Origin of the sequence: Bradyrhizobium sp. SZCCHNRI1009, from assembly GCF_032487575.1 — a bacterium.
Classification (GTDB): Bacteria; Pseudomonadota; Alphaproteobacteria; order Rhizobiales; family Xanthobacteraceae; genus Bradyrhizobium.
In genome coordinates this window covers 83264-106460 of sequence record NZ_JAUEUL010000007.1, presented here as the reverse complement: position 1 = coordinate 106460, position 23197 = coordinate 83264, and the positions used below count along the sequence as shown (strand labels likewise).

Annotated in this window: 23 protein-coding genes, 1 tRNA gene and 1 pseudogene; 16 read left to right on the top strand and 9 right to left on the bottom strand. The window is 66.4% G+C overall.

The window, feature by feature from the left end; genetic code table 11:
• The first annotated feature begins 29 nt into the window (after nucleotides 1-29).
• Nucleotides 30-1436, top strand: a complete 1407-nt coding sequence (locus QX010_RS15025; protein ID WP_316180256.1) for a serine hydrolase — start codon at nucleotides 30-32, stop codon at nucleotides 1434-1436.
• A 9-nt stretch (nucleotides 1437-1445) separates the two neighbouring features.
• Here the strand turns inward: QX010_RS15025 and QX010_RS15020 are convergent, their stop codons facing one another.
• Complete coding sequence (locus tag QX010_RS15020; protein WP_316180255.1) at nucleotides 1446-2111, bottom strand: glutathione S-transferase; 666 nt, start codon at nucleotides 2109-2111, stop codon at nucleotides 1446-1448.
• A 163-nt stretch (nucleotides 2112-2274) separates the two neighbouring features.
• Between QX010_RS15020 and QX010_RS15015 the strand changes: the two genes are divergently transcribed.
• From QX010_RS15015 to panE, 5 genes are all read left to right on the top strand, one after another.
• Nucleotides 2275-2847: a DUF2239 family protein gene (locus QX010_RS15015; RefSeq protein WP_316180253.1), complete on the top strand. Its 573-nt coding sequence runs from the start codon at nucleotides 2275-2277 to the stop codon at nucleotides 2845-2847.
• A 151-nt stretch (nucleotides 2848-2998) separates the two neighbouring features.
• Complete coding sequence (locus QX010_RS15010; RefSeq protein WP_316180456.1) at nucleotides 2999-4312, top strand: MATE family efflux transporter; 1314 nt, start codon at nucleotides 2999-3001, stop codon at nucleotides 4310-4312.
• A gap of 104 nt (nucleotides 4313-4416) precedes the next feature.
• Nucleotides 4417-5025, top strand: a complete 609-nt coding sequence (locus QX010_RS15005) for a 2-hydroxychromene-2-carboxylate isomerase (protein WP_316180251.1) — start codon at nucleotides 4417-4419, stop codon at nucleotides 5023-5025.
• Between the two features lie 112 nt (nucleotides 5026-5137).
• Nucleotides 5138-5875, top strand: coding sequence for an SDR family oxidoreductase (locus QX010_RS15000; protein WP_316180249.1), 738 nt, complete (start codon nucleotides 5138-5140; stop codon nucleotides 5873-5875).
• A gap of 114 nt (nucleotides 5876-5989) precedes the next feature.
• Entirely contained in the window at nucleotides 5990-6913 is a 924-nt protein-coding gene (gene panE, locus QX010_RS14995; protein WP_316180247.1) for a 2-dehydropantoate 2-reductase, read from the top strand.
• Nucleotides 6914-7018: 105 nt separating this feature from the next.
• Here the strand turns inward: panE and QX010_RS14990 are convergent, their stop codons facing one another.
• Nucleotides 7019-7603 carry a c-type cytochrome gene (locus QX010_RS14990; RefSeq protein ID WP_316180246.1) on the bottom strand — a complete coding sequence of 195 codons (585 nt, stop codon included), beginning with the start codon at nucleotides 7601-7603 and terminating at the stop codon, nucleotides 7019-7021.
• A 131-nt stretch (nucleotides 7604-7734) separates the two neighbouring features.
• The gene (locus QX010_RS14985) at nucleotides 7735-9012 is read right to left on the bottom strand and encodes a PQQ-dependent sugar dehydrogenase (protein ID WP_315800769.1); all 1278 of its coding nucleotides are present in this window, start codon (nucleotides 9010-9012) and stop codon (nucleotides 7735-7737) included.
• 401 nt (nucleotides 9013-9413) lie between these two features.
• On the opposite strand from QX010_RS14985, the gene QX010_RS14980 reads away from it, so the two are divergent.
• The 3 genes from QX010_RS14980 to QX010_RS14970 all read left to right on the top strand — a co-directional run bounded on the left by QX010_RS14980 (nucleotide 9414) and on the right by QX010_RS14970 (nucleotide 13714).
• Nucleotides 9414-10760 (top strand): amidase, encoded by a 1347-nt coding sequence (locus QX010_RS14980; protein ID WP_316180245.1) that lies wholly within the window; start codon nucleotides 9414-9416, stop codon nucleotides 10758-10760.
• Between the two features lie 96 nt (nucleotides 10761-10856).
• Nucleotides 10857-12161: a nicotinate phosphoribosyltransferase gene (pncB, locus tag QX010_RS14975; protein ID WP_316180243.1), complete on the top strand. Its 1305-nt coding sequence runs from the start codon at nucleotides 10857-10859 to the stop codon at nucleotides 12159-12161.
• Between the two features lie 116 nt (nucleotides 12162-12277).
• Nucleotides 12278-13714, top strand: coding sequence for a caspase domain-containing protein (locus QX010_RS14970; protein WP_316180241.1), 1437 nt, complete (start codon nucleotides 12278-12280; stop codon nucleotides 13712-13714).
• A 34-nt stretch (nucleotides 13715-13748) separates the two neighbouring features.
• Here the strand turns inward: QX010_RS14970 and QX010_RS14965 are convergent.
• Nucleotides 13749-13823: transfer RNA gene (locus QX010_RS14965), tRNA-Gly, on the bottom strand.
• Nucleotides 13824-14112: 289 nt separating this feature from the next.
• Between QX010_RS14965 and trxA the strand changes: the two genes are divergently transcribed.
• Together trxA and QX010_RS14955 are read left to right on the top strand one after the other, a co-directional pair.
• Nucleotides 14113-15033 (top strand): thioredoxin, encoded by a 921-nt coding sequence (gene trxA, locus QX010_RS14960; protein WP_316180239.1) that lies wholly within the window; start codon nucleotides 14113-14115, stop codon nucleotides 15031-15033.
• A 48-nt stretch (nucleotides 15034-15081) separates the two neighbouring features.
• Nucleotides 15082-15756 carry an LON peptidase substrate-binding domain-containing protein gene (locus QX010_RS14955; RefSeq protein ID WP_315715855.1) on the top strand — a complete coding sequence of 225 codons (675 nt, stop codon included), beginning with the start codon at nucleotides 15082-15084 and terminating at the stop codon, nucleotides 15754-15756.
• On the opposite strand, the gene QX010_RS14950 is transcribed toward QX010_RS14955, so the two are convergent.
• The 3 genes from QX010_RS14950 to QX010_RS14940 form a co-directional block, all read right to left on the bottom strand.
• On the bottom strand, nucleotides 15757-16587 hold the full coding sequence (locus QX010_RS14950; protein ID WP_315800774.1) for an FTR1 family protein: 831 nt from the start codon (nucleotides 16585-16587) through the stop codon (nucleotides 15757-15759).
• 11 nt (nucleotides 16588-16598) lie between these two features.
• The gene (locus QX010_RS14945) at nucleotides 16599-16895 is read right to left on the bottom strand and encodes a cupredoxin domain-containing protein (protein WP_315800775.1); all 297 of its coding nucleotides are present in this window, start codon (nucleotides 16893-16895) and stop codon (nucleotides 16599-16601) included.
• 349 nt (nucleotides 16896-17244) lie between these two features.
• A complete protein-coding gene (locus tag QX010_RS14940; RefSeq protein WP_315800776.1) occupies nucleotides 17245-17595 on the bottom strand; it encodes a hypothetical protein in 351 nt (116 codons plus the stop codon).
• Between the two features lie 90 nt (nucleotides 17596-17685).
• On the opposite strand from QX010_RS14940, the gene QX010_RS14935 reads away from it, so the two are divergent.
• Genes QX010_RS14935 through QX010_RS14925 form a run of 3 tightly spaced genes read left to right on the top strand, consistent with a single transcriptional unit; the run spans nucleotide 17686 to nucleotide 19415 of the window.
• The gene (locus QX010_RS14935) at nucleotides 17686-18228 is read left to right on the top strand and encodes a TetR/AcrR family transcriptional regulator (protein WP_316180237.1); all 543 of its coding nucleotides are present in this window, start codon (nucleotides 17686-17688) and stop codon (nucleotides 18226-18228) included.
• A gap of 56 nt (nucleotides 18229-18284) precedes the next feature.
• The gene (locus QX010_RS14930) at nucleotides 18285-18482 is read left to right on the top strand and encodes a Trm112 family protein (RefSeq protein WP_006613415.1); all 198 of its coding nucleotides are present in this window, start codon (nucleotides 18285-18287) and stop codon (nucleotides 18480-18482) included.
• Nucleotides 18483-18485: 3 nt separating this feature from the next.
• The gene (locus QX010_RS14925) at nucleotides 18486-19415 is read left to right on the top strand and encodes an alpha/beta hydrolase (protein WP_316180236.1); all 930 of its coding nucleotides are present in this window, start codon (nucleotides 18486-18488) and stop codon (nucleotides 19413-19415) included.
• Between the two features lie 58 nt (nucleotides 19416-19473).
• Here the strand turns inward: QX010_RS14925 and QX010_RS14920 are convergent.
• Nucleotides 19474-20697 (bottom strand): annotated as a pseudogene (locus tag QX010_RS14920) (ubiquinone biosynthesis hydroxylase); the annotation flags it as partial.
• Between the two features lie 152 nt (nucleotides 20698-20849).
• On the opposite strand from QX010_RS14920, the gene tesB reads away from it, so the two are divergent.
• Nucleotides 20850-21725: an acyl-CoA thioesterase II gene (gene tesB, locus QX010_RS14915; RefSeq protein ID WP_315800779.1), complete on the top strand. Its 876-nt coding sequence runs from the start codon at nucleotides 20850-20852 to the stop codon at nucleotides 21723-21725.
• A gap of 5 nt (nucleotides 21726-21730) precedes the next feature.
• On the opposite strand, the gene QX010_RS14910 is transcribed toward tesB, so the two are convergent.
• Nucleotides 21731-22606: a DUF4339 domain-containing protein gene (locus QX010_RS14910; protein ID WP_316180233.1), complete on the bottom strand. Its 876-nt coding sequence runs from the start codon at nucleotides 22604-22606 to the stop codon at nucleotides 21731-21733.
• Between the two features lie 208 nt (nucleotides 22607-22814).
• On the opposite strand from QX010_RS14910, the gene QX010_RS14905 reads away from it, so the two are divergent.
• Nucleotides 22815-23153: a P-II family nitrogen regulator gene (locus QX010_RS14905; protein ID WP_315800781.1), complete on the top strand. Its 339-nt coding sequence runs from the start codon at nucleotides 22815-22817 to the stop codon at nucleotides 23151-23153.
• The last annotated feature ends 44 nt before the right edge of the window (nucleotides 23154-23197 follow it).

Sequence of the window (23197 nt, the reverse complement as noted above, 5' to 3'; positions counted from 1 at the left end):
TCGCCCGCGAGACGGCGTCGGACGTTCTGGTGCATTTGCGAAGATTCGTGGTCGGTCTGTTGGTGTTTGCGGCCCTGCTGGTGGCGGGATGGCTCACCTATCGGCCTGACCGGGCGCTGCGCGTCGCGACCACCGTGGTCGCCGAGATGATCTGCGCCAAGACCTACGTCTCCGGCCTCGATCCGCAGACGGTGTTTGCGGAGACCATGGAACGGCCCGGTCTGCGCCGGTTGCGGGCCGTGATGCGCTACCGGGTGGAGCCCGACATGCGCATGGTGGAGGTGTCGCTGCTCGGCCTGCACGCCACCCGGGCCTCGTATCACGATGGTCTCGGTTGCGTGGCGCTTCAGGGTCAGAAGCCGCCTTACGTGCCCCACACCGACGTCGCTGCGCTGCGCGCCGCTGCGCCTGCTCCCGCCTTGCCCGACTTCGCCGAAGACGCTGCGGTGGAGCCCAGCGATCCCGCGCTGAAGGCGGCGCTCGATCACGCCTTCGAGGAGCCGGCCAGCCCGCCATTCCGCCGCACCAAGGCGATCGTCGTCGTCAAGGACGGTCGCCTGATCGCGGAACGCTATGCGCCGAACATCGGCGTCGATACCCCGCTCATGGGCTTCTCGATGACCAAGACGGTCACCAATGCGCTGCTGGGCATCCTCACCCGGCAAGGCAGACTGAGCCCGTCGATCCCGGCGCCGGTCGCGGAATGGCGCGGGGCCGGAGATCCGCGCCATGACATCACCATCGAGCAGTTGATGCGCATGACATCAGGCCTGGCGCTGGACGAGACCAATTCCGGCTTCGATCCGTCGAGCCAGATGGACATCCACCGCGACATGGCGGCGTTCGCGGTGCATGCGCCGCTGATCGCGCCGCCCGGCCAGCGCTGGGCCTATTCGAGCGCGAGCACCCAGATCCTGGCGCGCATCATCCGCGACGCCGCCGGCGGCCCCGAGCAGGCGATCGAATTCGCGTGGCGCGAGCTGTTCCATCCGCTCGGCATGCGCAGCGCGACGCTGCAGTTCGACGGCACCGGCACGCTGCAAGGTTACGGCAACATGCTGGCGAGCGCGCGGGACTGGGCGAAGCTGGGGCTGCTCTATCTCGGCGACGGCGTCGCCGGGGACAAGCGCATCCTGCCCGAGGGCTGGGTGGCGATGTCAGCGACCCCCACGCTGGACACCGACTATGGCGCGGGATTGTGGACCAACCGCAGCCAGCACGTTCACGCGCTGGGACGGGCGCGCGCCGGCATTCCGGCGGATGCGTTCTTCGCCTTTGGCCTGCTCGGCCAGCGGCTCGTGATCATGCCGAGCCAGCGCATGGTGGTGGCCAGGCTCGGTGATTCCATCGACCCGGACGGCGACATCAAGGGCGTCGCGCGGCTGGTGCGCGAGGTGATCGCGGCGACGGAAGCCACCGCCGCGCAATCGAAATAGAGCCGGGGCTCAGCGGCCGACCTCGTAGGGCCCGCCCTTCTCCAGCGCGATCTTGTAGGCCGGCCGTGCCTCGATGCGGGCGAGGAAATCCATCGCCCGCGGATGGCCCTGCTCCAGACCGCCGCGCGATGCCGCCGCCTGCAGCGGGAAGCTCATCTGGATGTCGGCCGCGGTGAAGGCCTCGCCGGCAAACCACTCGCTCTTCTGCAGCTCGCTTTCCCAGAACGCCATGTGCTGCTTGAGCTGCGGATTGACCAGCGTGGTCAGCGCCTGGTTCGACACCTTGCGCACGATCGGACGCAGCAGCGCCGGCGCGCGCTTCGGCATGATGTTGAACAGCAGCTTCAGCAGCAGCAGCGGCATCGCCGAGCCCTCTGCATAGTGCAGCCAGTACGAATAGCGCAGCCGCTCCGGCGTCTTCGGCGGCGGGATCAGGCGGCCATTGCCATAGGTCTCGATCAGATATTCGACGATCGCGCCGGACTCCGCGACCGTGTTGCCGTTGTCGGTAATCACGGGCGACTTGCCGAGCGGATGAATGGCGCGCAGCTCCTTGGGCGCGCGCATGTCGGGCTGGCGCTCGTAGCGGATGATCTCGTAGGGGACGCCGAGCTCCTCGAGCAGCCAGAGCACGCGTTGCGAGCGGGAATTGTTGAGGTGGTGAACGGTGAGCATGGGGTTCCCAGGGACGGATCGAGTGGCGGGCGCCGTTCCGTAGCAGGACAGGACGGGTTCGGCGAGGCGTCCTCGGCACTGGAGGAGGGCCACAATAATTATCCGGGTAATATTGACTTTAATTTCGCCCGGGTCTTATTAAGCGCATCAAAGGGACCAAGCCATGGACACTTTCACCGCATTTGCCGGCCAGACCCGGATCGCCGCCGGGCCCCTGCCCAAGGTGGCGCTGGTGCTGAAACACGCCGCGCCGAACACCGAGCCGATCGTGATCTTCAACGACCGCACCGGGCAGCCGATCGACATCGATCTGCGCGGCAGCGACCGGGAGATCCTGGCCCGCCTGCCGGTCGACGCCGGCGTGGTCGCAGACCAGCCGCCGACCGGGCCGCGCGGCCGCGGCCGGCCAAAGCTCGGGGTCGTGGCCCGCGAGGTCACGTTGCTGCCGCAGCACTGGGAATGGCTCAATGCGCAGCCGGGCGGCGCCTCGGTCGCCCTGCGCAAGCTGGTCCACGAAGCCCGCCGCGCCAACGGCGACAGCGACCGCGCCCGCGAGGCGCGCGACGCGGCCTATCATTTCATGTCGGGGATCGGCAGCAACCTGCCACAGTTCGAGGAGGCGTCCCGCGCGCTGTTCGCCGGCGATCTCGCCCGCTTCGCCGGCTTGATCGCGGACTGGCCGCCCGACATCCGCGACCATGCAGTGGCGCTCGCGCATCGCCACAGGGCCGAGTGAGATCGGCTGATTTCGACAGTCAACGAGAGCGGCCGCTCGCGGCGGCTCTCGCTTCCATTCCTCGCAACACGGCCGTGCCTCGAACGAAGGGCGGTCGACGGAGAACCATGCCGTGTCGCCGCCAACCGCCTCGCTGCGCAAGCCGTTCCTGATGTTCGTCGTTCCGATGATGCTGAGCAACATCCTGCAATCGCTGTTCGGCACCATCAACAATGTCTATCTCGGCCAGATGATCGGCGTCGACGCGCTCGCCGCCGTCTCGGTGTTCTTCCCGGCGATGTTCTTCTTCGTCTCCTTCGTCATGGGCCTCGGCTCGGGCGCGGGCGTCCTGATCGGACAGGCCTGGGGCGCCGGCGAGCCGGCCAAGGTGAAGCAGATCGCCGGCACGACCCTGAGCATCGCGCTGCTGCTCGGCGGCCTGATCGCGGTGCTGGGCGGCGTGTTCAGCCGCGAATTGCTGACCGCGCTCGCCACGCCCGCCAACATCCTCGATGCCGCCGCGGGCTATGCCCGCATCATGATGATCACGATGCCGCTGACCTTCGCCTACATCCTGCTGTCGTCACAGATGCGCGGCGTCGGCGACACCGTGACGCCGCTGGCCTCGCTCGCCGCATCGACCACGCTCGGGCTGGTGCTGACGCCGGTGTTCATCCGCGGATGGCTCGGCGCGCCCGTGCTCGGCGTCGCCAGCGCGGCCTGGGCCTCGGCAATCTCGACGCTGACGACGCTGGCCTGGCTCCATCTCCATCTGCGCCGGCGCAAGCACCCGTTGGCGATCGATACGGCACTCCTGCGGGGCATGCTGCCGGACACGAAACTGCTGCGGGCGGTGCTGCGGCTGGGCATCCCCGCCGCGATCGGCATGATCGTGATGTCCTTGGCAGAGATGGTGCTGATCGGCCTCGTCAACGGCTTCGGCTCGGACGCGACGGCGGCCTATGGCGCGGTCAACCAGGTGCTCGGCTACGTGCAGTTTCCGGCGCTGTCGATCGCGATCTCGGTCTCGATCTTCGGCGCCCAGGCGATCGGCCGCGGCCAGGCCGGGCAGATCGGCGACATCGTGCGGACCGGCATCGAGATGAATGTCGTGCTGACCGGCGGCCTCGTCGCGATCGGCTATCTGTTCTCACGGGTGCTGATGGGCTTCTTCATCACCGACCCAGCCGTCATCGAGGTGGCGCAGCATTCGCTGCACATCGTGCTGTGGAGCTCGGTGCTGTTCGGCATATCCATCACGTTCTCGTCGGCGATGCGCGCCTCCGGGACGGTGTGGATGCCGCTGGCGATCTCGGCGTTTGCGATCGCCGCGATCGAGGTGCCGGCTGCCACCTGGCTCAGCCGCAGCATCGGACTCGACGGCGTCTGGCTCGCCTATCCCATCACATTCGCCGCGATGATGCTGCTGCAGATGAGCTATTATCTCGTGGTCTGGCGCAAGCGGACGGTGCACAGGATGATCTGATGCACTCCCGACGCCTCCCGGCCGCTGGAATATGATGACCGTCATAAAACCCTGGACGGGGCTGCTGCGCTGGACCACAATGTGAAAAACCGAGGAGACCGCCCATGAGCCGTCCAGCGCCAGAATTCATGTTCGACTTCGGCAGTCCCAACGCCTATCTGAGCCACGAGGCGATCCCGGCGATCGTGCAGCGGATCGGCGTCCAGTTCTACTATGTCCCGGTGCTGCTCGGCGGCATCTTCAAGGCGACCAACAACAAGTCGCCCGCCGAGTCGCTCGCCGGCGTCAGGAACAAGCGTGAGTTCCACGAGGTCGAGACGCAGCGTTTCCTCAAGCGCTACCACGTGCAGCCCTGGGTCTGGAATCCATACTTCCCGGTGAATACGCTGAACCTGATGCGCGCGGCCATCGCCGCCCAGATCGAAGGCGTGTTCGAGGCCTATGTCGACGCGGCGTTCCACCACATGTGGCGCGAGCCGAAAAAGATGGACGATCCCGAGATCGCGATTGCTGCGATCACATCCTCCGGGCTTGACGGAGCCAAGCTGTTCGCGCGCGCCCAGGAGCCCGAGGTCAAGGCGAAGCTCGTGGAGAACACGCAAGCCGCCGTCGAGCGCGGCGCATTCGGTTCGCCCACCTTCTTCGTCGGCAACGAGATGTTCTTCGGCAAGGAGCAGTTGCGCGACGTCGAGGAATATATCCTGGGCAAGTGATCGCCATCATCGCGAGCCGACGGGTCCACTCGAAGCACGGCCCGACGGGCTCGCCATAGGCGAGACCCGGGGCTCCTCGCAATGACGCTGAAGTGAGATCGGGAGACAAAGCATGCAACAGCGCAACGCCACCGTCGCGGTCGTCGGGGCCGGCGACTACATCGGCGCCGAGATCGTCAAGAAGTTCGCGTCGGAAGGCTTCACGGTGTTCGCCGGCCGCCGCAATGGCGACAAGCTCGCGCCGCTGGTCGCGGAGGTCGAGGCCGCCGGCGGGCGGATCGTGGCGCGCTCGCTCGATGCCCGCAAGGAGGACGAGACCACCGCCTTCCTCAATGACGCCGACAGGCATGCGCCGCTCGAGGTCGTGATCTTCAACGTCGGCGCCAACGTGAACTTCCCGATCCTCGAGACGACGGACCGGGTGTTCCGCAAGGTCTGGGAGATGGCGTGCTGGGCCGGCTTCGTCACCGGGCGCGAGGCCGCCCGGCTGATGCTGCCCCGCGGCGGCGGCAAGATCTTCTTCACCGGCGCGACCGCGTCGCTGCGCGGCGGCTCCGGCTATGCCGCCTTCGCTTCGGCCAAGTTCGGACTGCGCGCCGTGGCGCAGGCGATGGCGCGCGAACTGATGCCGCAGAACATCCATGTCGCCCATCTCATCATCGATTCCGGCGTCGATACCGCATGGGTCCGCGAGCGCCGCGCCCAGCTCTGGGGTCAGGAGGCGCTGGACAATCCGGACCTGCTGATGCCGCCGGCGTCGGTCGCCGGTGCCTATTGGCAGCTCTACCAGCAGCCGAAGAGCGCCTGGACCTTCGAAATGGAGATCCGGCCGTTCGGCGAGAAATGGTAGAGGCGAATGGCGAATAGGGAGTAGCGAATAGGGAATGGAGCCTATTCCCATTCGCTGCTCGCCATTCGTCACTCGCTTCTGCATGATGCGGCCCGCTCACAGAGGGATCCACCCATGCGTATTCTCGTCGTCGGCGCCGGTGCCATCGGCGGCTATTTCGGCGGCCGGCTGCTGCAGTCCGGTGCCGATGTCACCTTCCTGGTCCGCCCGCGCCGCGCGGCTGAGCTCGCCAGTGCCGGCCTCGTGATCCGCAGTCCGACCGGTGACGTCACCTTGCCCAATCCGAAGACGGTGCAGGCGGACGGTTTGAAGCAGCACTTCGACGTCGTACTGCTGAGCTGCAAGGCGTTTGATCTCGACGACGCGATCGACTCGTTTGCACCCGCGGTGGGACCTGACACCGCGATCATCCCGATGCTGAACGGCATGAGGCACCTCGACGTGCTCGACGCCAGGTTCGGTCGCGCGCGCGTGCTCGGCGGGCTCTGCGCCATCGCCGCGACCTTGAACGAGAGCCGCGAGGTGGTGCAGCTGCAGCCGATGCAGTCGCTGAGCTTCGGCGAACGCGACGGCGGATCGTCGGAGCGCGTCCGCGCGATCTTCGAGATTTTCCAGCGCGGCAATTTCAATGCGTCGGCCAGCGAGAACATCATGCAGGACATGTGGGAGAAGTGGGTTTTCCTGTCCTCGCTCGCGGCGTCGACCACCTTGATGCGCGGGCCGGTCGGCGTGATCCTGACCGCGCCGGGCGGCAAGGATTTCCTGCTCGGCATGCTCGATGAATGCAGCGCCACCGCTGCGGCTGCAGGCTACCCTCCGGCCGGCGCCTTCTTCCAGCGCGTTTCCGGCATGCTCACGGCGGAGGGTTCCCCCATGACCGCCTCGATGTTCCGCGATCTGCGCGCCGGCCTGCCGGTCGAGGCCGATCACGTCATCGGCGATCTCGTCGCCCGCGCCGATGCGGCCAAGGTCCCGGTGCCGCGGCTGCGCATCGCCTATACCCAGCTCAAGGTTTACGAGGCACAGCGGGGGAAGTAGCCTCGATGAGGCGGCAACGATGAGCGAAGTCCCTCGATAGATTCCGCGGTATGGGTCCCGGACCGGCGTCCGGGACGACGGCCTTTGTCTTGGCAACCATCCCGACTACAAATGCGCCAGATAATGCGCCAGCGCCGTGATCTCCTCGTCGCTCAGCGGATAGGCAACATCCGTCATCGCAGCCTGGCTGCCGCCGACGCGTTGTCCGCTCTTGTAGTCGTGCAGCGCCTTGACGAGATATTCCTCGCGCTGGCCGGCGAGCCGCGCCACGCCCTTGGTGCCGGCATAGCTGTCGAGATGGCATGAGGCACAGCGGCGACCGGCGGCGGCTTCGGCGCCCTTCTTCGACAGCTCCGGATTATCGTCGGGCGGTGACTTCGCCGGCTGCAGCGAAGCGAAATAGGCGCCGAGGTTGCGGATGTCCTCGTTGTTCAGCTGATCGATGATCGGCTTCATCGCCTCGTTCTTGCGGGTGCCGGCCCGGAAGAACACCAGCTGCCACTGGATGAACTGGTCCTGCTGGCCGGCCAGCGAAGGAATGTTCTCGGTCTGGGAGATGCCGTTCTCGCCATGGCAGCCGACGCAGAGCTCGGCCTTTGCCTTGCCGGCTTCGACATCAGCCGCCTGCGCGGAGGGGCTCATCAACACCAGCGCCAGCACGCATGCCGCAGCGGCAACTCCATGACGCATGTCAAATCCTCCGAATGCCCGGCTTCGCCTGCGCGGCCGGGATCGCCACGCTCAGATCAACGCGCAGCCCCGAAAATAGTTGGGGCTGCGGCCGCCATAAGGCAGCGCGCAGCCCCGCTTTCACGACGAGATCACTTCTTCTCGTAGCTGATGCGATAGATCGCGCCGGCCCAGTCGTCCGCCACCAGGATCGAACCGTCCTTGGCGAGGATGATGTCGTCGGGACGGCCGAGGTAGCCCTGGTCGCCCTCGATGAAGCCGGAAGCGAACACCTCTTGCTTGGCGTCCTTGCCGTCGGGACCGACGATGACGCGCATGATCCGGGCGCCCTGGTACTTGTGCCGGTTCCAGGAGCCGTGCTCGGCGATCAGGATGTTGTTCTTGTACTCCGCCGGGAACTGGTCGCCGGTATAGAACTTCATGCCCAGGGGCGCGACGTGAGCCCCGAGGTTCAGCACCGGAGGCGTGAACTCCGAGCATTTGTGGCCCATCGCGAACTTCGGATCCGGCAGGTCGCCCTGGTGGCAATAGGGATAGCCGAAATGCTCGCCGAGCTTCGAGATCATGTTGAGTTTGTCGCTCGGCAGATCGTCGCTGACCCAGTCGCGCGCATTCTCCGTGAACCAGTATTTGCCGGTGCGCGGATCGACGTCGCCGCCGACGCTGTTGCGCACGCCGAGCGCATAGATCTCGGCATTGCCGGTGCGCGGATCGACGCGGCGGATCTGCGACACGGACGTCGGCGGAATGCCGATGTTGAAGGGCGGTCCGAAGGGAATATAGAACCAGCCGTCCTTGTCGACCGCGATGTATTTCCAGCCATGCGCCGCATAGGACGGCATGTCGTCATAGACGACCTTGCCCTGGCCGAGATTGTCGAGATTGGCCTCGGCATTCTCATATTTGATCAGCTTGTCGACGGCGATGACGTACAGATTGCCGTCCTGGAAGGCGAGGCCGGTCGGCATGTTCAGGCCCTTGAGGACCGTCTTGACCTCGCGCTTGCCGCCCTTGTCGCTGATCGCATAGACGTTGCCGAGCCCGAACGAGCCGACGAACAGCGTGCCCTTGTCGCCCCAGGCCATCTGCCGCGCGGCAAGCACGCCCGAGGCCCAGACTTCCATCTTGAAGCCGTCGGGCAGCTTCACCTGCTTGACGATCTTGGCGAGCTCGGCATCGGAGGCGCCGGTCGGCGGGCCCGATGGCGGCGCCAACCCCTTCTGCGCCTCGGTCTCGTCGCCGAGGAACCAGTCGTCCGGCGGATGCGTCCAGAATTCCTTGGTGCCCGATTCGTACTTCTTGAGCGGCTTACCCGCGTCGGATTTCTGCTGCGCGCCGGCAATGCTGGTGCCGGCGAGAAGACCGATTGTTGCAAGCGCAAGAATGCTTCGGTGGAAAGCCGATGTCATCGCTTCACTCCCATGAGGCAGCTCGTCTGGCTGCGTCTACTTTTCGGAACGTATCTGAGGACGTCCTTTGGCCGGCCACGTCGAGTGGTCCTGCGCGAAAATGGTAGCACATCCTGAGCGGGTGAGAAGCGGATTGCGGCGAAGTTTGCGCGGCACTCACGAGCCGCCTCTGCACTCAAAGCATGCCAAATGCGCGCTTGATGTGCGCGCTCTTGCAACCCGTCGATCGCTTTTGCGCTGACGGCAAGAACGGCCATGCGCTGTATTCATACGCACCGATCGCAGGCGCGACTGGCGGGCGCATCGCCAGTCGCTACTCTGCGGCAGCACGAGCGGGCGCGGGCCGTGCGAGAACCTCCAAGACTCGTGCCGAACAAAACTCGTGCCAAACAGGATGCCCGATGTCGCGACAGTCCGAACTTCAGACGCCGAAGGCCGGTGCAGGTGTTCTCGAGCTGCTGCGCCGGTTCGCCGCCGACCCGGCCGCGGCGGCGGGCTATGGTGAAGAATGTCTGACGAGGACACGGGCGATCGAGCCGCAGTTGAAGGCGTTCGAATATCTGCCGCGCGACGTCACGGCGAAGGCCGGACCGCTGCGCGGAATTCCCGTCGCCATCAAGGACATCATCGCCACCTCGGACATGCCGACCACCAACGGCTCGCAGATCTATCGCGATCACGTCCCGGAGGCGGACGCCTGGGTGGTCGAGCGGCTGCGCAATCTCGGCGCGACGATCTTCGGCAAGACGGTCTCGACCGAATTCGCCTGGCGTCATCCAGGCCCGACCGTCAACCCATGGAACCCCGAGCACACGCCGGGCGGCTCATCGTCCGGATCAGCCGCGGCGGTTGCGGCCGGCCTGGTGCCGCTGGCGCTGGGCACGCAGACGCTCGGCTCGGTGATCCGGCCGGCGGCGTTCAACGGCGTCGTCGGCTTCAAGCCGAGCTTCGGCGCGATTCCCCGCGTCGGCGTGCATCCGCTCAGCCCGTCGCTCGACCATGTCGGCTTTTTCGCCCGCCGCGTCGACGACGTCGCCTTCGCCCTCTCGCTGCTGGCCGGCAGCAGCGCCGACGATCGCCACGGCCGGCCGCTGCCGGGCTTCACGGTGGATGTTGCGCAGGGCGTCGCGCCGCTCTCCAGGCCGCGGCTCGCGGTGGTACGCTTCGCCAAATGGGAGCGCGCGGAGGCGGACCAGAAGGCGGTGTTCGAGTCGGTCGTCGACACGTTGCGCAGCGCCGGCGCAGCGATCACCGAGATCGAACTGAGAGAGCTCGATACGGTGAACGGGAAGGCGGTCACCACCATCATGCTCAGCGAGGCGACCACGATCTTCTCCGATCTGATCGCGCGCTATCCGGATCGCGTCAGCGCGGTCATGAAGGACCATGTCGAGAGCGGCCGCAGCAAGACCGCCATGGAATATCTCGCCGCCAAGGCGGCCCAGGCCCACCGGCAGAGGGCGCTCGCAACCGAGCTCGACGGGTTCGATGCGGTGCTCACCTTGCCGGCCTTCGGCGAAGCGCCGCGCGGCCTGGATTGGACCGGCGATGCCGAATATTGCGCGCCCTGGACCTTCGTCGGAGCGCCTGCAATCTCCCTGCCGGCGGGGTTCGGCCATGACGGCCTTCCACTCGGCGTGCAGATCACCGGCCCCTATCGCAACGACCTCCACGTGCTCCGCGTCGCGAAATGGGCCGAAGCTGTGCTGGCGTTCGATCCCGGCGTACCGCTGCTGGCGCGCGAATAGCCCTCAAAAAGTGCGAGCGAGGATGCCGCCGCGCCACAAGGTTCACCTGCGACAAGCCCAGTGGCGGGTTTGCGGCCGGCGCTGTAGAACGATCACATGACAGTCACAGACATCGCGAGCAGAACCTATAATCACGGTTGGCGCCTCGATCCGATCGTGCGCAGCCTGCTCGATACCGATTTTTACAAGCTGTTGATGCTGCAGATGATTCGGGAGTTCTACCCGAATCAGCAGGTGACCTTCTCGGTGATCAACCGGACGAAGCGCGTACGGCTCGGCGACGTCATCGACGAAGGCGAGTTGCGCGCTCAGCTCGATCACGCCCGGACCATCCGCTTCTCCAAGAAGGAGCTGATCTGGCTGGCCGGCAACACGTTCTACGGCAAGACCCACATGTTCTCGCCGGAGTTCATCGCCTGGCTCGCCAATTTCCGCCTGCCCGAATACGAGCTGCGCAAGTCCGAGGGCCAGTACGAGCTGCATTTCCATGGGCCATGGACGCACACCACGATGTGGGAGATCCCGGCGCTCGCCATCGTCAACGAGCTGCGCTCGCGCCAAGCGATGAAGGGCCAGGGCCGGTTCGCGCTCGACGTACTGTTCGCTCGCGCCAAGGCCAAGCTGTGGGCCAAGGTGGAGCGGCTGCGCAAGCTGGACGGCCTGCGGCTGTCGGATTTCGGCACCCGCCGCCGTCACGGCTTCCTGTGGCAGCGCTGGTGCGTCGAGGCCGTGAAGGAAGGTCTCGGCTCGTCGTTCACCGGCACTTCCAACGTGCTGCTGGCGATGGACAATGATCTCGAAGCCATCGGCACCAACGCGCATGAGCTGCCGATGGTCGCGGCGGCGCTTGCCAAGGACGATGACGAGCTTCGCTTCGCGCCCTATCGCATTCTCGACCAGTGGCGGCAGACCTATGCCGGCAACCTCCTGATCGCGCTGCCCGACGCATTCGGCACCAAGGCCTTCCTGCGCGACGCACCCGATTGGGTCGCCGACTGGACCGGCTTCCGGCCCGACAGCGCGCCGCCGATCCAGGCCGGCGAGGAGATCATCGCCTGGTGGAAATCGAAGGGACGCGATCCCAAGCAGAAGCTCCTGGTGTTCTCCGACGCGATGGACGTCGAATCCATCGAGCAGATCCATCATCGCTTCTCCGACCAGGTGCGGCTGTCATTCGGCTGGGGCACCAACCTGACCAACGATTTCGTCGGCTGCTCGCCGGACGGCTCGGTCGACCTCGATCCGATCTCGCTGGTCTGCAAGGTGACGTCGGCGGACGGCCATCCCGCCGTGAAGCTGTCCGACAACCCGGAGAAGGCGACCGGCGACCCCACCGAGATCGCGCGTTACCTGCGGGTGTTCGGCGACGCCGGGCGGGTGCGCACGCCGGTGGTCGTCTAGGCGGCCAACACCCGGCGGCAATTTTCTCTTTTCTGCCACGATTCTTGTTCCGGTTTTGTTCGACTTGCGGTATTACCACCGCGAGCGTTCGGATCGGATGGCAGGAGATCGTTGGCATGCGTCGGGTGATCGGCCGAGTTGGGCAGCTGCTGTCTGCAATCATACTTTGGGTCGGCGCGATCCTGATCACCACGGGGCCGGCTGCCGCTGACAAGCGGGTGGCGTTGGTGATCGGCAACTCCATCCACGAGCGCGCGCCGCTGCTGGACGAGCCGGCGGCGGACGCCCGGCTGATCGCCGACAGCCTGTCGCGGCTGGGCTTCACCCTGAGCGGTGGTGCTGCGCAGATCGACCTCGACCGACGCGGCTTCGATCGCGCGCTGGCCGAGTTCAAGGGCCGGATCGCCGACGCCGACGTCGCGCTGGTCTATTACGCCGGCTACGGACTCAACCTGGGCGGCGCCGATTATCTCGTCCCGGTCGACGCGGCGCCGGCGACGCCCGCGGACCTGACCACCGAGCTGCGCGACCTGACTGGCATTCTGCGCGAGCTGAGCGGATCGAGCTCCCGGCAAAACGTGATCATTCTCGACGCCTTCCGCTCCAATCCGTTCGCCGGGCGCGGCATCGCCGGTCTTGCCGCCGGCCTCGTCCCGGTCGACGTTTCCGCACAGACCGTGATCTCCTTTGCCGCACAGGCCGGGACGGCGGGACAGCGCGGTCCGGACGGTCACGGCGTGTTCGCCGCCGCCCTTGCAGAAGCGCTCCAGCAGCCTGGCCAACGCCTGATCGAGACCTTCAACCAGACCAACGCGGCGGTGGAGCGCGCCACCGGCGGAGCGCAGCGCCCGCTCGTGATGTTCACGTCGATCGACGGCAGCGCCCAACTGAACGCCGCTGCGGCGAAGCCAGCGCAGCCCGCTGGCCTGGGCGCCGGACGTAGCAGCGCTCCCCTGCCCAGCCCGGCCGCATCCTCCGACGCGCCGGACGCGCGGACGCCCGGACTCGCGGTGCTGTATGACGAGGATCTCTCCAACCCCAACGGCAAGCGGTATTCCGGCTCGGTGACCTGGCGGACCGAGACGGTCAAGAATGCACAATCAGGGCGGCCCACGCCGGTGATCCGTGGCGAGATCGACATTCCCGAGCGCAAGCTGAAGGTCAGCCTGCAGCTGCGCCGCAACGACGATCCCAGCCTGCCGGCCAGCCATGTCGCCGAGCTCACCTTCAGGCCCGCCGCCGATTTCGTCGGTGGCGGCGTCAGCAACGTGCCGGGAATGCTGATGAAGACGGATGAGAAGTCGCGCGGGACGCCGCTCGCCGGGCTCTCCGTCAAGATCACCGAAGGCTCGTTCCTGGTCGGCTTGTCCAACGTCGAGGCCGATCGCGCACGCAATGAGGAGCTTCTCGCGCGGCGCGAATGGTTCGACATCCCGGTCGTCTATGCGAACCAGCGCCGGGGCATCCTCGCAATCGGCAAAGGTCCAAGTGGGGATCGGATATTTGCCGACGCACTCGCGGCCTGGGACAAATCCCCGGCGACGAAACGATGAGGCATAAAGCGAGAGAGCAACGGAGCGGAATTTTTGGAGCGGGCGAAGGGGTTCGAACCCTCGACCCCGACCTTGGCAAGGTCGTGCTCTACCACTGAGCTACACCCGCATCCGTGACGCCTTGGCGGCGTGGCCGCCAGCGATGGGCAGACCTATGCCAAATGCCGCGGACGAATGCAACAGGTCTGCGACAGGTTTCGTACGCCGGCGACGTTCAAATTTTAGCGGTCGGGACCGGCCGAACCGGGCCAAAACCTGCCCATCGCCGGACCGCGATGGGCGCTGATTGAAATTTCCGGCTGGACCGCCACTTAAAGTGAAAGAAAACGTGTATTGAGGCGCGGCGGCGGCCGGTTCCCGGTCGCCGTCCATCGGAATTTTTTCGGACGAGGGACCCCGTGACCATTGTTGAACAGGGCGGCGGAGCGGCGCCGCAGGTGCCGGATCTGATCAAGGACACCACGACGCAGAGCTTCGTGAAGGACGTCATCGAGGAATCGAAGCGGCAGCCGGTCCTCATCGACTTCTGGGCGCCGTGGTGCGGACCGTGCAAGCAGCTGACGCCCATCCTGGAAAAGGCCGTCAAGGCCGCCAAGGGCAAGGTCAAGCTGGTCAAGATGAACATCGACGAGCATCCGGCCATCCCGGGCCAGATGGGCATCCAGTCGATTCCGGCCGTGATCGCGTTCGTCGGCGGACGGCCCGCCGATGGCTTCATGGGTGCCGTGCCCGAGGGCCAGGTCGCCACCTTCATCGAAAAGATCACCAAGGGCGTTCCCGGCGCCGGCGAGCCCGACATCGCCGAGATCCTCAAGGAAGCCGAAGCCGTGCTGGCCGAGGGCGATGCGGCCGGCGCGGCCGAGATCTATGCCGAGGTGCTCGCGGTCGACGCCGCCAACATCCCGGCGATCGCCGGGCTTGCCAAGTGCCAGGTCGAGCTCGGCGCGATCGACGAGGCCAAGCAGACGCTGGCGATGGTCCCGGACTCCAAGCGCAGCGATTCGGCGGTCTCCGCCGTGCAGGCCGCGATCGATCTGGCCGAACAGGCCCAGTCGCTCGGGCCGGTCGGCGAGCTCGAACAGAAGGTCGCCGCCAATCCGCTCGACCACCAGGCGCGTTTCGACCTGGCGACCGCGCTGAACGCCGCGGGCAAGCGGAAGGAAGCCACCGACCAGTTGCTCGAGATCGTGAAGCGTGACCGCAAATGGAACGAGGACGGCGCGCGCAAGCAGCTCGTGCAGTTCTTCGAAGCCTGGGGCGGCGCCGACGAGGCCACCATCGAGGGCCGCAAGCGGCTGTCGACGATCCTGTTTTCGTAACCCGGCTGGGCGGGACGCGCGCTCGTTCCAGCGGACACGAGGTATCGCATGCCGATCAATGCCGAATATCGCGGTCCCGCCGAGCTGCCGGAGATCGTTCCGGTGTTTCCGTTGGCGGGAGCCTTGCTGCTGCCGCGCGGCCAAATGCCGCTCAACATCTTCGAGCCGCGTTATCTCGCGATGGTCGACGATGCGCTTCGCGACGGCCATCGGCTCATCGGCATGATCCAGCCCGACGTCACCCATTCCTCCAGCGAGGAGCGCCCGGTGCTGTTCAAGGTCGGCTGCGTCGGCCGGATCACGCAGCTCGCCGAGTCCGGCGATGGCCGCTACATCCTTGAGCTCACCGGCGTGTCCCGCTTCAAGGTGGTCGAGGAAATGACGGTGCTGACGCCCTATCGGCAGTGCAAGGTCGATTATTTCCCGTTCGTCGATGATTTCACGGCGCGCAAGGGTGAGGACGCGGTCGACCGCGAGGCGCTGCTCGCGGTGCTCACCGACTTCCTCAAGGCCAATAATCTGAAGGTCGACTGGGCCGGCATCGAAGCGGCGCCGAACGAGGCGCTCGTGAACGCGCTGGCGATGATGTCGCCCTACGGACCGGCGGAGAAGCAGGCGATGCTCGAGGCGCCGGACCTGAAGACCCGCGCCGAAATCCTCATCGCCGTGACCGAGATGGATCTCGCCAAGAAGCGGACCTCGGGCGATCCGCCGCTGCAATGATCATTCGGCGGGAGCCGCACGCGGCGCTGGCGGAGCCGCCGTCAGACGCATCAGCGCGATGGTGGCGACGATCACCCCGATGTAGACTGCAAGCTGCATCGCGGTAGGCTGATCAGTATAGCCGATCAGAGCCTTGAGCGTCCGCCCGGCGACGCCACGCTCGGGCAGAACCGCGCTCGAATCCCACACCACCTGGTCGAATGACGTCAGCCAGTTGGCGCGGGCGAGAAAGAACACCGCCTGCGCGGCCATTCCCGCCGACAACAGGGTGATCAGCACGGTGGTGGTCTTGAACAGCGCGCGCGGCGGGATGCGCATCAGACCGAGATAGGTCGCGAGACAGACGGCGACGCCGAGCAGCAGGCCAAGAACGCCGCCACCGAGCAGCGCCCGCCCGCCGCCGTCGCCGGAGGCCGCCACGCCATAGAGAAACAGCGCGACCTCACTGCCCTCGCGCAACACGGCGATGGCGATCACGGTCGCCAGCGCGACCAGCGGCTTGGCGCCTTCGGCCACCGCCTGGCCCATCGTCCGCAGCTCGTTGCTCATCTCGCGGCCGTGCCGGGCCATCCAGACATTGTGCCAGGTCAGCATGATCACGGCAGCCGACAGGATCCCCGCATTGAACAATTCCTGTCCCATGCCTTCAAAGAGCTGAGTCAGCGTTCCCGCGAACGCCGCGACGATGCATGCGCCGACCAGGCCGGCAAACAGCCCCGCGCCGATCCAGCGCAGGCGATGCGGGACCGCGCTGGTGACGGCAAGCACGATGCCGACGATCAGGCCGGCTTCGAACACTTCGCGGAAGACGATGATCAGGGCGGCGAGCATGGGATCTGGACCTATTGGACGTTGACGAAGCCGCGGGCCTTTTCGTTGAAGTCGTTATAGAACTCGTAGCGCCCGGACTTCATCGCGCGGACGTTGAGAACCGCCTCGCTGTTGGCCGCGATCACCTTCTCGACCTTCAGGGTCTCGCTCTCGAACTCGATGGCCTTGCCCTCCATGTTCCTGACGCGGATGGTCAGCGGCGCGTCCGCAGGAACGGTCGGCTCCTTGGGCTCGAATTGACCATTGGCATAGGTGAGGCAGATCTCGTTCGATCCGCCGGCGTGCGCCTGCGCTGCCATCACGAGCATGCCGACGCTTCCACCTACGACGACCAACTTCCGCACCACGTCGACCAACATCGATCCGTCCCCTCTCCTATCCAGACAAGCAAATCGGAGAACGGTTGCGCGCCCCGGATCGATGTCGACACCGGGCACCCGTTCGCGACGACGAACAACTAAGCGGCTCGTCGCCGTGTCTGCAAAGAGACTCCTTCTAAGTTGGAACCATTCTTGGCGAATGTGTCGCGGCAGTGGCCTCGCGGTGAACGGAGTGCGGCCGAACGGCAGTTGAGGCGACGCGGCGGTGACGGAGCGTCACGGTGCCTTCCTCTGGCCGGGTACGTGGCGGCGCTGCGTTCGACCGGAATTCCCCGCATCAGTAGCCGGCGATGGCGAGACCGACCACGCCGGCGAGCATGACCCAGCCGAAATGCCGCCCGCGCGTCGCCAGCGCATTGGCGCCTGCAGCGAAAGCGAACACGACGATGACCGTGGCCACCGTCCAATGCCGCGCCGGCTCCGACGCCATTTGCGGGGCGACGGCGAGCAGCACGCCACAGCCGATCCACGCCACCGTGCCAGTCTGCCAGACCAGCCGCAGCAGGGTTCGCAGCCGCTCCGGCGAGATGGCGGCACGCGCGAAGACCATCGTCTCGCCGAGCACGCCATGGATCACGGCGACGGTGATCGCCAGCAGCCCCGCGCATACCAGCAGCACATCACGCATGGCACACCCTCCATACAGTTCTGTATGGATGGTGCACGACGTCCTGGCGGCCGTCAATACAGTTGTGTATGGTCGTCTCATGGAGACGACATGACCGATCAGCTCTCGGCCGACGATTGGCTGGACCAGGGATTGAAGGTGCTGGCCAGCCAAGGCTTCACCGCGCTGAAGGCGGAACCGCTGGCGAAAGCCCTGGGCGTGTCACGCGGCAGCTTCTACTGGCATTTCGCCGACGTGGCTGCGTTTCACGCCGCCCTCCTCAAGACGTGGCGGGAGATTGCGGCCGAGCAGATCATCACCGGGGTGGAGGCGAGCGCCGGCGACCAGCCGGCGATTGCCGTGCTCCTCCGGCGCACGTTCACGGTCAAGCTCGTCCTGGAGCGCGCCGTGCGCAACTGGGCCGGATCCGACCCCGCCGCGCGCCAGGCGGTGCAGGCCATCGATAGGCGCCGGCTGGGCTATGTCGAGAGCCTGCTTGCAGCCGAGGGACTGACGCCGACGATCGCACACGCACGCGCCCAGGTGCTGTACTGGGCTTTTCTCGGCCATGCGCTGTCGGATCGGCCGTTGCCGGCCCGGCAACTGGACACGGTCATCGACGAACTGATCCGGATCGCCCTGCACAGGCCTTGATGGACGACAAGCAGGCGCGCGATATGCTACAGAGGCGCCCGCCGGAGACCCTTGCCATGAACGCCCCGCTCGAACGCCCCGCCAATTCCGTCGATCCCAAGCTGCTCGAGATCCTGGTCTGTCCGATGACCAAGGGCCCGCTGGAATACGACGCGGCGAAGCAGGAGCTGGTCTCCCGGTCGGCGAAGCTCGCCTACCCGATCCGCGACGGCATCCCGATCATGCTGCCCGAGGAAGCGCGGAAGATCGACTGACCGATGCGGTCCGTCGTGATCCGCTGCGCGCTCGCTTTGGCGCTGATGGCCCTCGCTTCGGCGGTCTCGGCCGAGGAGAGCGCCGTCCGCATTGGCCCACTCGACGCCGTCTTGACGACGCCAGCGGGTGTCGCGCGCCCGCCGGTGGCGCTGTTGATCGCCGGCTCGGGGTCGACGGACCGGGACGGCAACGGGCCGCAGCTCAAGCCGGCGACCTTGAAGAAGCTCGCCGAGCAGCTCGCCCTCCAGGGCATTGCCAGCCTGCGCTACGACAAGCGCGGCGCGCGCGGCTGGAAGGCGGAATTCGGCAAGCCTGAGGACTTCCGCTTCAAGGACTATGTCGACGACGCCGCTTCGCTGGTCGACTTCCTGCGCGGCAAGTTCGCCCGCATCGTTCTCGTCGGCCACAGCGAGGGCGGCCTGGTCGCCATCCTCACCGCCCGCCGCACCCCGGTCGACCGCCTCGTGCTGCTCACCACCTCGGCGCGGCGGCAGGGCGATCTGCTCAAGGCGCAACTCGAGAAGAAGCTGCCGGCGGCGAAGATGGAGCCGGTCGCCAAGGCGATCGATGCCATCATGGCCGGGCAGATCGTGGACCCGCCGCCGCCCGAGCTGCCGATCGCGCCGAGCATGCAGCCAAGCATCGGCTCCGCCTTCGCCGAGGACCCGATCGATCCGCTGAAGCAGCTCACGATCCCGATCCTGATCGTCGGCGGCGCCCGCGATCACCAGATCGCACGCCTCGACATGGTGGCGCTCGCCGCCGCCGCACCGGCCGCCAAGTCGCTGTGGCTGCCGGACATGAACCACGTCCTGGTCGATGTCGCCAACGAGGACGAGAACCTCGCCTCCTACAACGACCCGGACCGTCCGCTCGACCCCGACATGGTCGAAGCCGTCGCCGGTTTCATCACGGCCGCAGGCCCGCGCTAGCTCTTTGTTTGAGCATGATCTTTTCGGAAAACCGGTCCCCACTTTTCCGGATCATGCTTTATAACGCTTCCCCCTTCAACAGCCGCGGCATCTCCCCGGTGAGGCCCGCGGCCTGCTTGATGAACAGCTCCTTCAGCGGCGGCGCGCGATCGACGATCCCAAGGCCGATGTCGCGCACGGCGCGCAGCAAGGTCGACTTGTTCGAGAACAGGAAGTTCAGCGAGTTGGTGGCGACGCCCATCGCCATCGTGTCGAAGCGGCGCCAGCGCTGGTAGCGCTCGAGCACATCGACCTGCCCCGGATCGATCCCCATGCGCGCAGCATCGACCACGACCTCGGCCAGCGCGGCGACGTCCTTCAGCCCCATGTTGAGGCCCTGCCCCGCGATCGGATGGATCACATGGGCGGCGTCGCCGACCAGCGCCAGCCGCGGCGCGATGAAGGAGCGGGCAACGAAATAGGACAGCGGAAACGCCCGGGGCTGGTCGAGCACCTTGAGCTCGCCGAGATGCAGGCCGGCGCGCTTTTCCAGCTCGGCGTGGAATTCGTCCGCGCTCAGCTCCACGAGGCGCTTCGCTTCCTTGCGCCGCTCGGTCCACACCAGCGAGGAGCGCTTGCCGGTCAGCGGCAGGATCGCGAATGGGCCGGGCGGCAGGAAATGCTCTTCGGCGCGGCCGCCATGGTCGCGCTCATGACCGATGGTGACGACGATGCCGGACTGATCATAGTCCCAGCCATGGGTCTGGATGCCCGCGCGCTCGCGCAGCTTCGAACGCGCGCCGTCGGCGGCAACCAGCAGGCTGGCTTCGCAGCGGCTGCCATCGCCCAGGGTCACTGCAACGCTGTCGCCGCGCGTCTCAAAACCGGTCACAGGCATCGCCTTGAGCTCGACGCCCGCCGCCTCCGCATGCTTGACCAGCGCGTCGATCAGGTGCCGGTTCTCGACCATGTGCGCGAACGGCTCGCCGGCCTCGACCTGGCCCGCAAAGGTCAGGAACGACGGCCGCGTCGCATCCTCGAGCTTGGAATCGGTGATGACCATGTCGAGGATCGGCTGCGCCTGCGGCGCCACGTCCGCCCAGACGCCGATCGCGTCGAACAGCTTGCGGCAGGCCGCGACGATGGCGCTGGCGCGTGGATCGCGGCTTGGCCGGTTGGCGAGCGCCGGATCGGCCACGATGACGGGCACCTCGGGGCCGAGCCCCTGCCGGAGCGCCAGCGCAAGCGCCAGGCCGGCAAAGGCGCCGCCACAAATGACAATGCTTCGCTGTGTCGTCATGGCACCCTGCTCACGGTTACTCTTGCGGGGCGATTATAGCTGGGCGAAACAGGGGCGTGAACCAAGGGCTGCCACCCCAGGCCGTCATTTCCGGATGCCTGATCCCGCCCGAACGGGGCCGGAGCGGACGGCCGAGCCAGCGAAAGCAACACGCCATGTCCAAGGGACTGATCGACCTGATCTCGATCCTCGATCTCGAGCCGATCGAGGTGAACCTGTTCCGCGGCAACAGCCCGAAGACCAGCTGGCAGCGCGTGTTCGGCGGCCAGGTGATCGGCCAGGCGATGATGGCGGCGTGCCGCACCGTCGAGGGCCGGCTGCCGCATTCGCTGCACTGCTATTTCATCCTGCCGGGCGACCCGCAGGTGCCGATCATCTACCAGGTGGAGCGCCTCCGCGACGGCAAGAGCTACGCGACGCGCCGCGTCACCGCGATCCAGCACGGCAACGCGATCTTCTCCATCATGGTCTCGTTCCACAGCGACGAGGAGAGCGCGTTCAACCATCAGGACAGGATGCCGGACGTGCCGCCGCCGGAGAAGCTGACGGCCGAGGAGATCTCCAAGCAGCCGATGTTCCAGGAGGTCTTCCAGCGGATGCCGGACTTCATCCGCCGCTATTACGAATCCGATCGTCCGATCGAATTGCGCCCGGTCGAGCTCAGCCGCTATTTCGGCCAGAAGATCGACGACGGGCGCATCCATGTCTGGATCAGGACGGCGGCGAAGCTGCCCGATGATCCGGCGCTGCACATGTGCGCGCTAGCCTATGCATCGGACTTCTCGCTGCTTGACGCCGTGATGGCGCGCTATGGCCGCACCTTGTTCGACAAGCGCATGATGCCGGCCTCGCTGGATCACGCGATGTGGTTTCACCGCCCGTTCCGCGCCGACGAATGGCTGCTCTATGCGCAGGATTCGCCGAGCGCGCAGGGCGGCCGCGGGCTGACCCGCGGCTCGATCTTCAAGCCCGACGGCACGCTGGTCGCCTCCGTCGCGCAGGAGGGATCGATCCGCGAGCGCCGGGCCTAGCCGCATCACATCGGCTGCGCGGTGCGCGGCACGACCGCGAATTGCGACACGTACCAGGCGCTGTACCAGCGCAGCAGCCACGGGATCGGAATGATCACCGAGCTGCCGAGCACGAACGCGAAGGTGCGCCACAGCACCTGCAGGCCCGAGCCGGTGAACACGACCTCGCGCCGCGTCCCCTGGATGTTGCGGCACACCCAGCGCATCCAGGCGGTCAGCACCCAGGCCCAGCCGATGACGGTGATGCCCGACACGATCATCAGCAGGTACCAGCCGGCATAGACGACGGGGCTGCCTTCGAAATGGATCGGCAACCGCTCGCCATTCGAGGCGAGGTTGCTCAGCAGCCAGCGCAGCACCATCCAGCCCAGGAACGCCGGGGCAACCAGCGAGATGAGGTTGAGGATCGGCCGGTCGCTGAGGCCGACATAGGCCAGCACGCCCATCGCGATGAAGACGTACCAGATGTCGAGCGGCTGGCCGGTGAAGGTGAGGTTCGGCCGGCCGGGCACCCTCATCCGCTCGATCACGTAGCGGTAGAGATAGACAGCGGTCCAGGGCGTGATGACGATCAGGAACTGGCCGACGACATACAGCAGCGTCCAGCCGAGATAGGACCAGGTGTCGAGCTTGACCGAGAGCGCGCCGCCCGACGCGGCGGTGCCGGCGTCGAACGCGGGCGGCGTGGCCGGCGACATGCTCGGCACGCCCGACATCAGGCCGGGAATGCGCCCGGCCTTCTCCCAGCCGGCCATGCCGTCGCTCCACAGCAGCGTCTCGGCGGTCACGACGCCCCGGGCGATCAGGTCGCGCAGTTCGTCTTCCGAAATGGGACCCTGTTGCTGGCCTTGCGCCGCGTAATACCAGGAACGATTCGACATGGGATGTCCTTGAATAGAGGATGGCAGGAACACGTCTTCAGTCTGTCGGGCGATGTCGCGTTCCGTTCAGTGATATCCGTCACTCCTTGACGTTTTCGCTTAACGCTGCGCTGATTTTGTGCCATTTGCCTAGGAACAGGCCAAAACGGCCGTCCCAAGCCTGCCTCCGAAACAGGCTGCTTCGCTCCGAGGAAACCAAGGCCCGCCCATGAAGCTCGTCGTCGCGATCATCAAACCCTTCAAGCTCGACGAGGTGCGCCAGGCCCTCACCGCGATCGGCGTCCACGGCATGACCGTGACCGAGGTCAAGGGCTACGGCCGCCAGAAGGGCCACACGGAGATCTACCGGGGCGCCGAATATATCGTGAACTTCCTGCCCAAGCTGCGCATCGAGATCGCGGTCAACTCCGAGATGGCCGACAAGGCGGTCGAGGTGATCACCACGCATGCGCGCACCGGCCAGATCGGCGACGGCAAGATCTTCGTGACGCCGATCGATCATGCCCGCCGCATCCGCACCGGCGAGACCGACACCGACGCTCTGTAAACCGTTCAAGCAGCCGCGACGGCTGCACGCCCGCCGCAACGGCG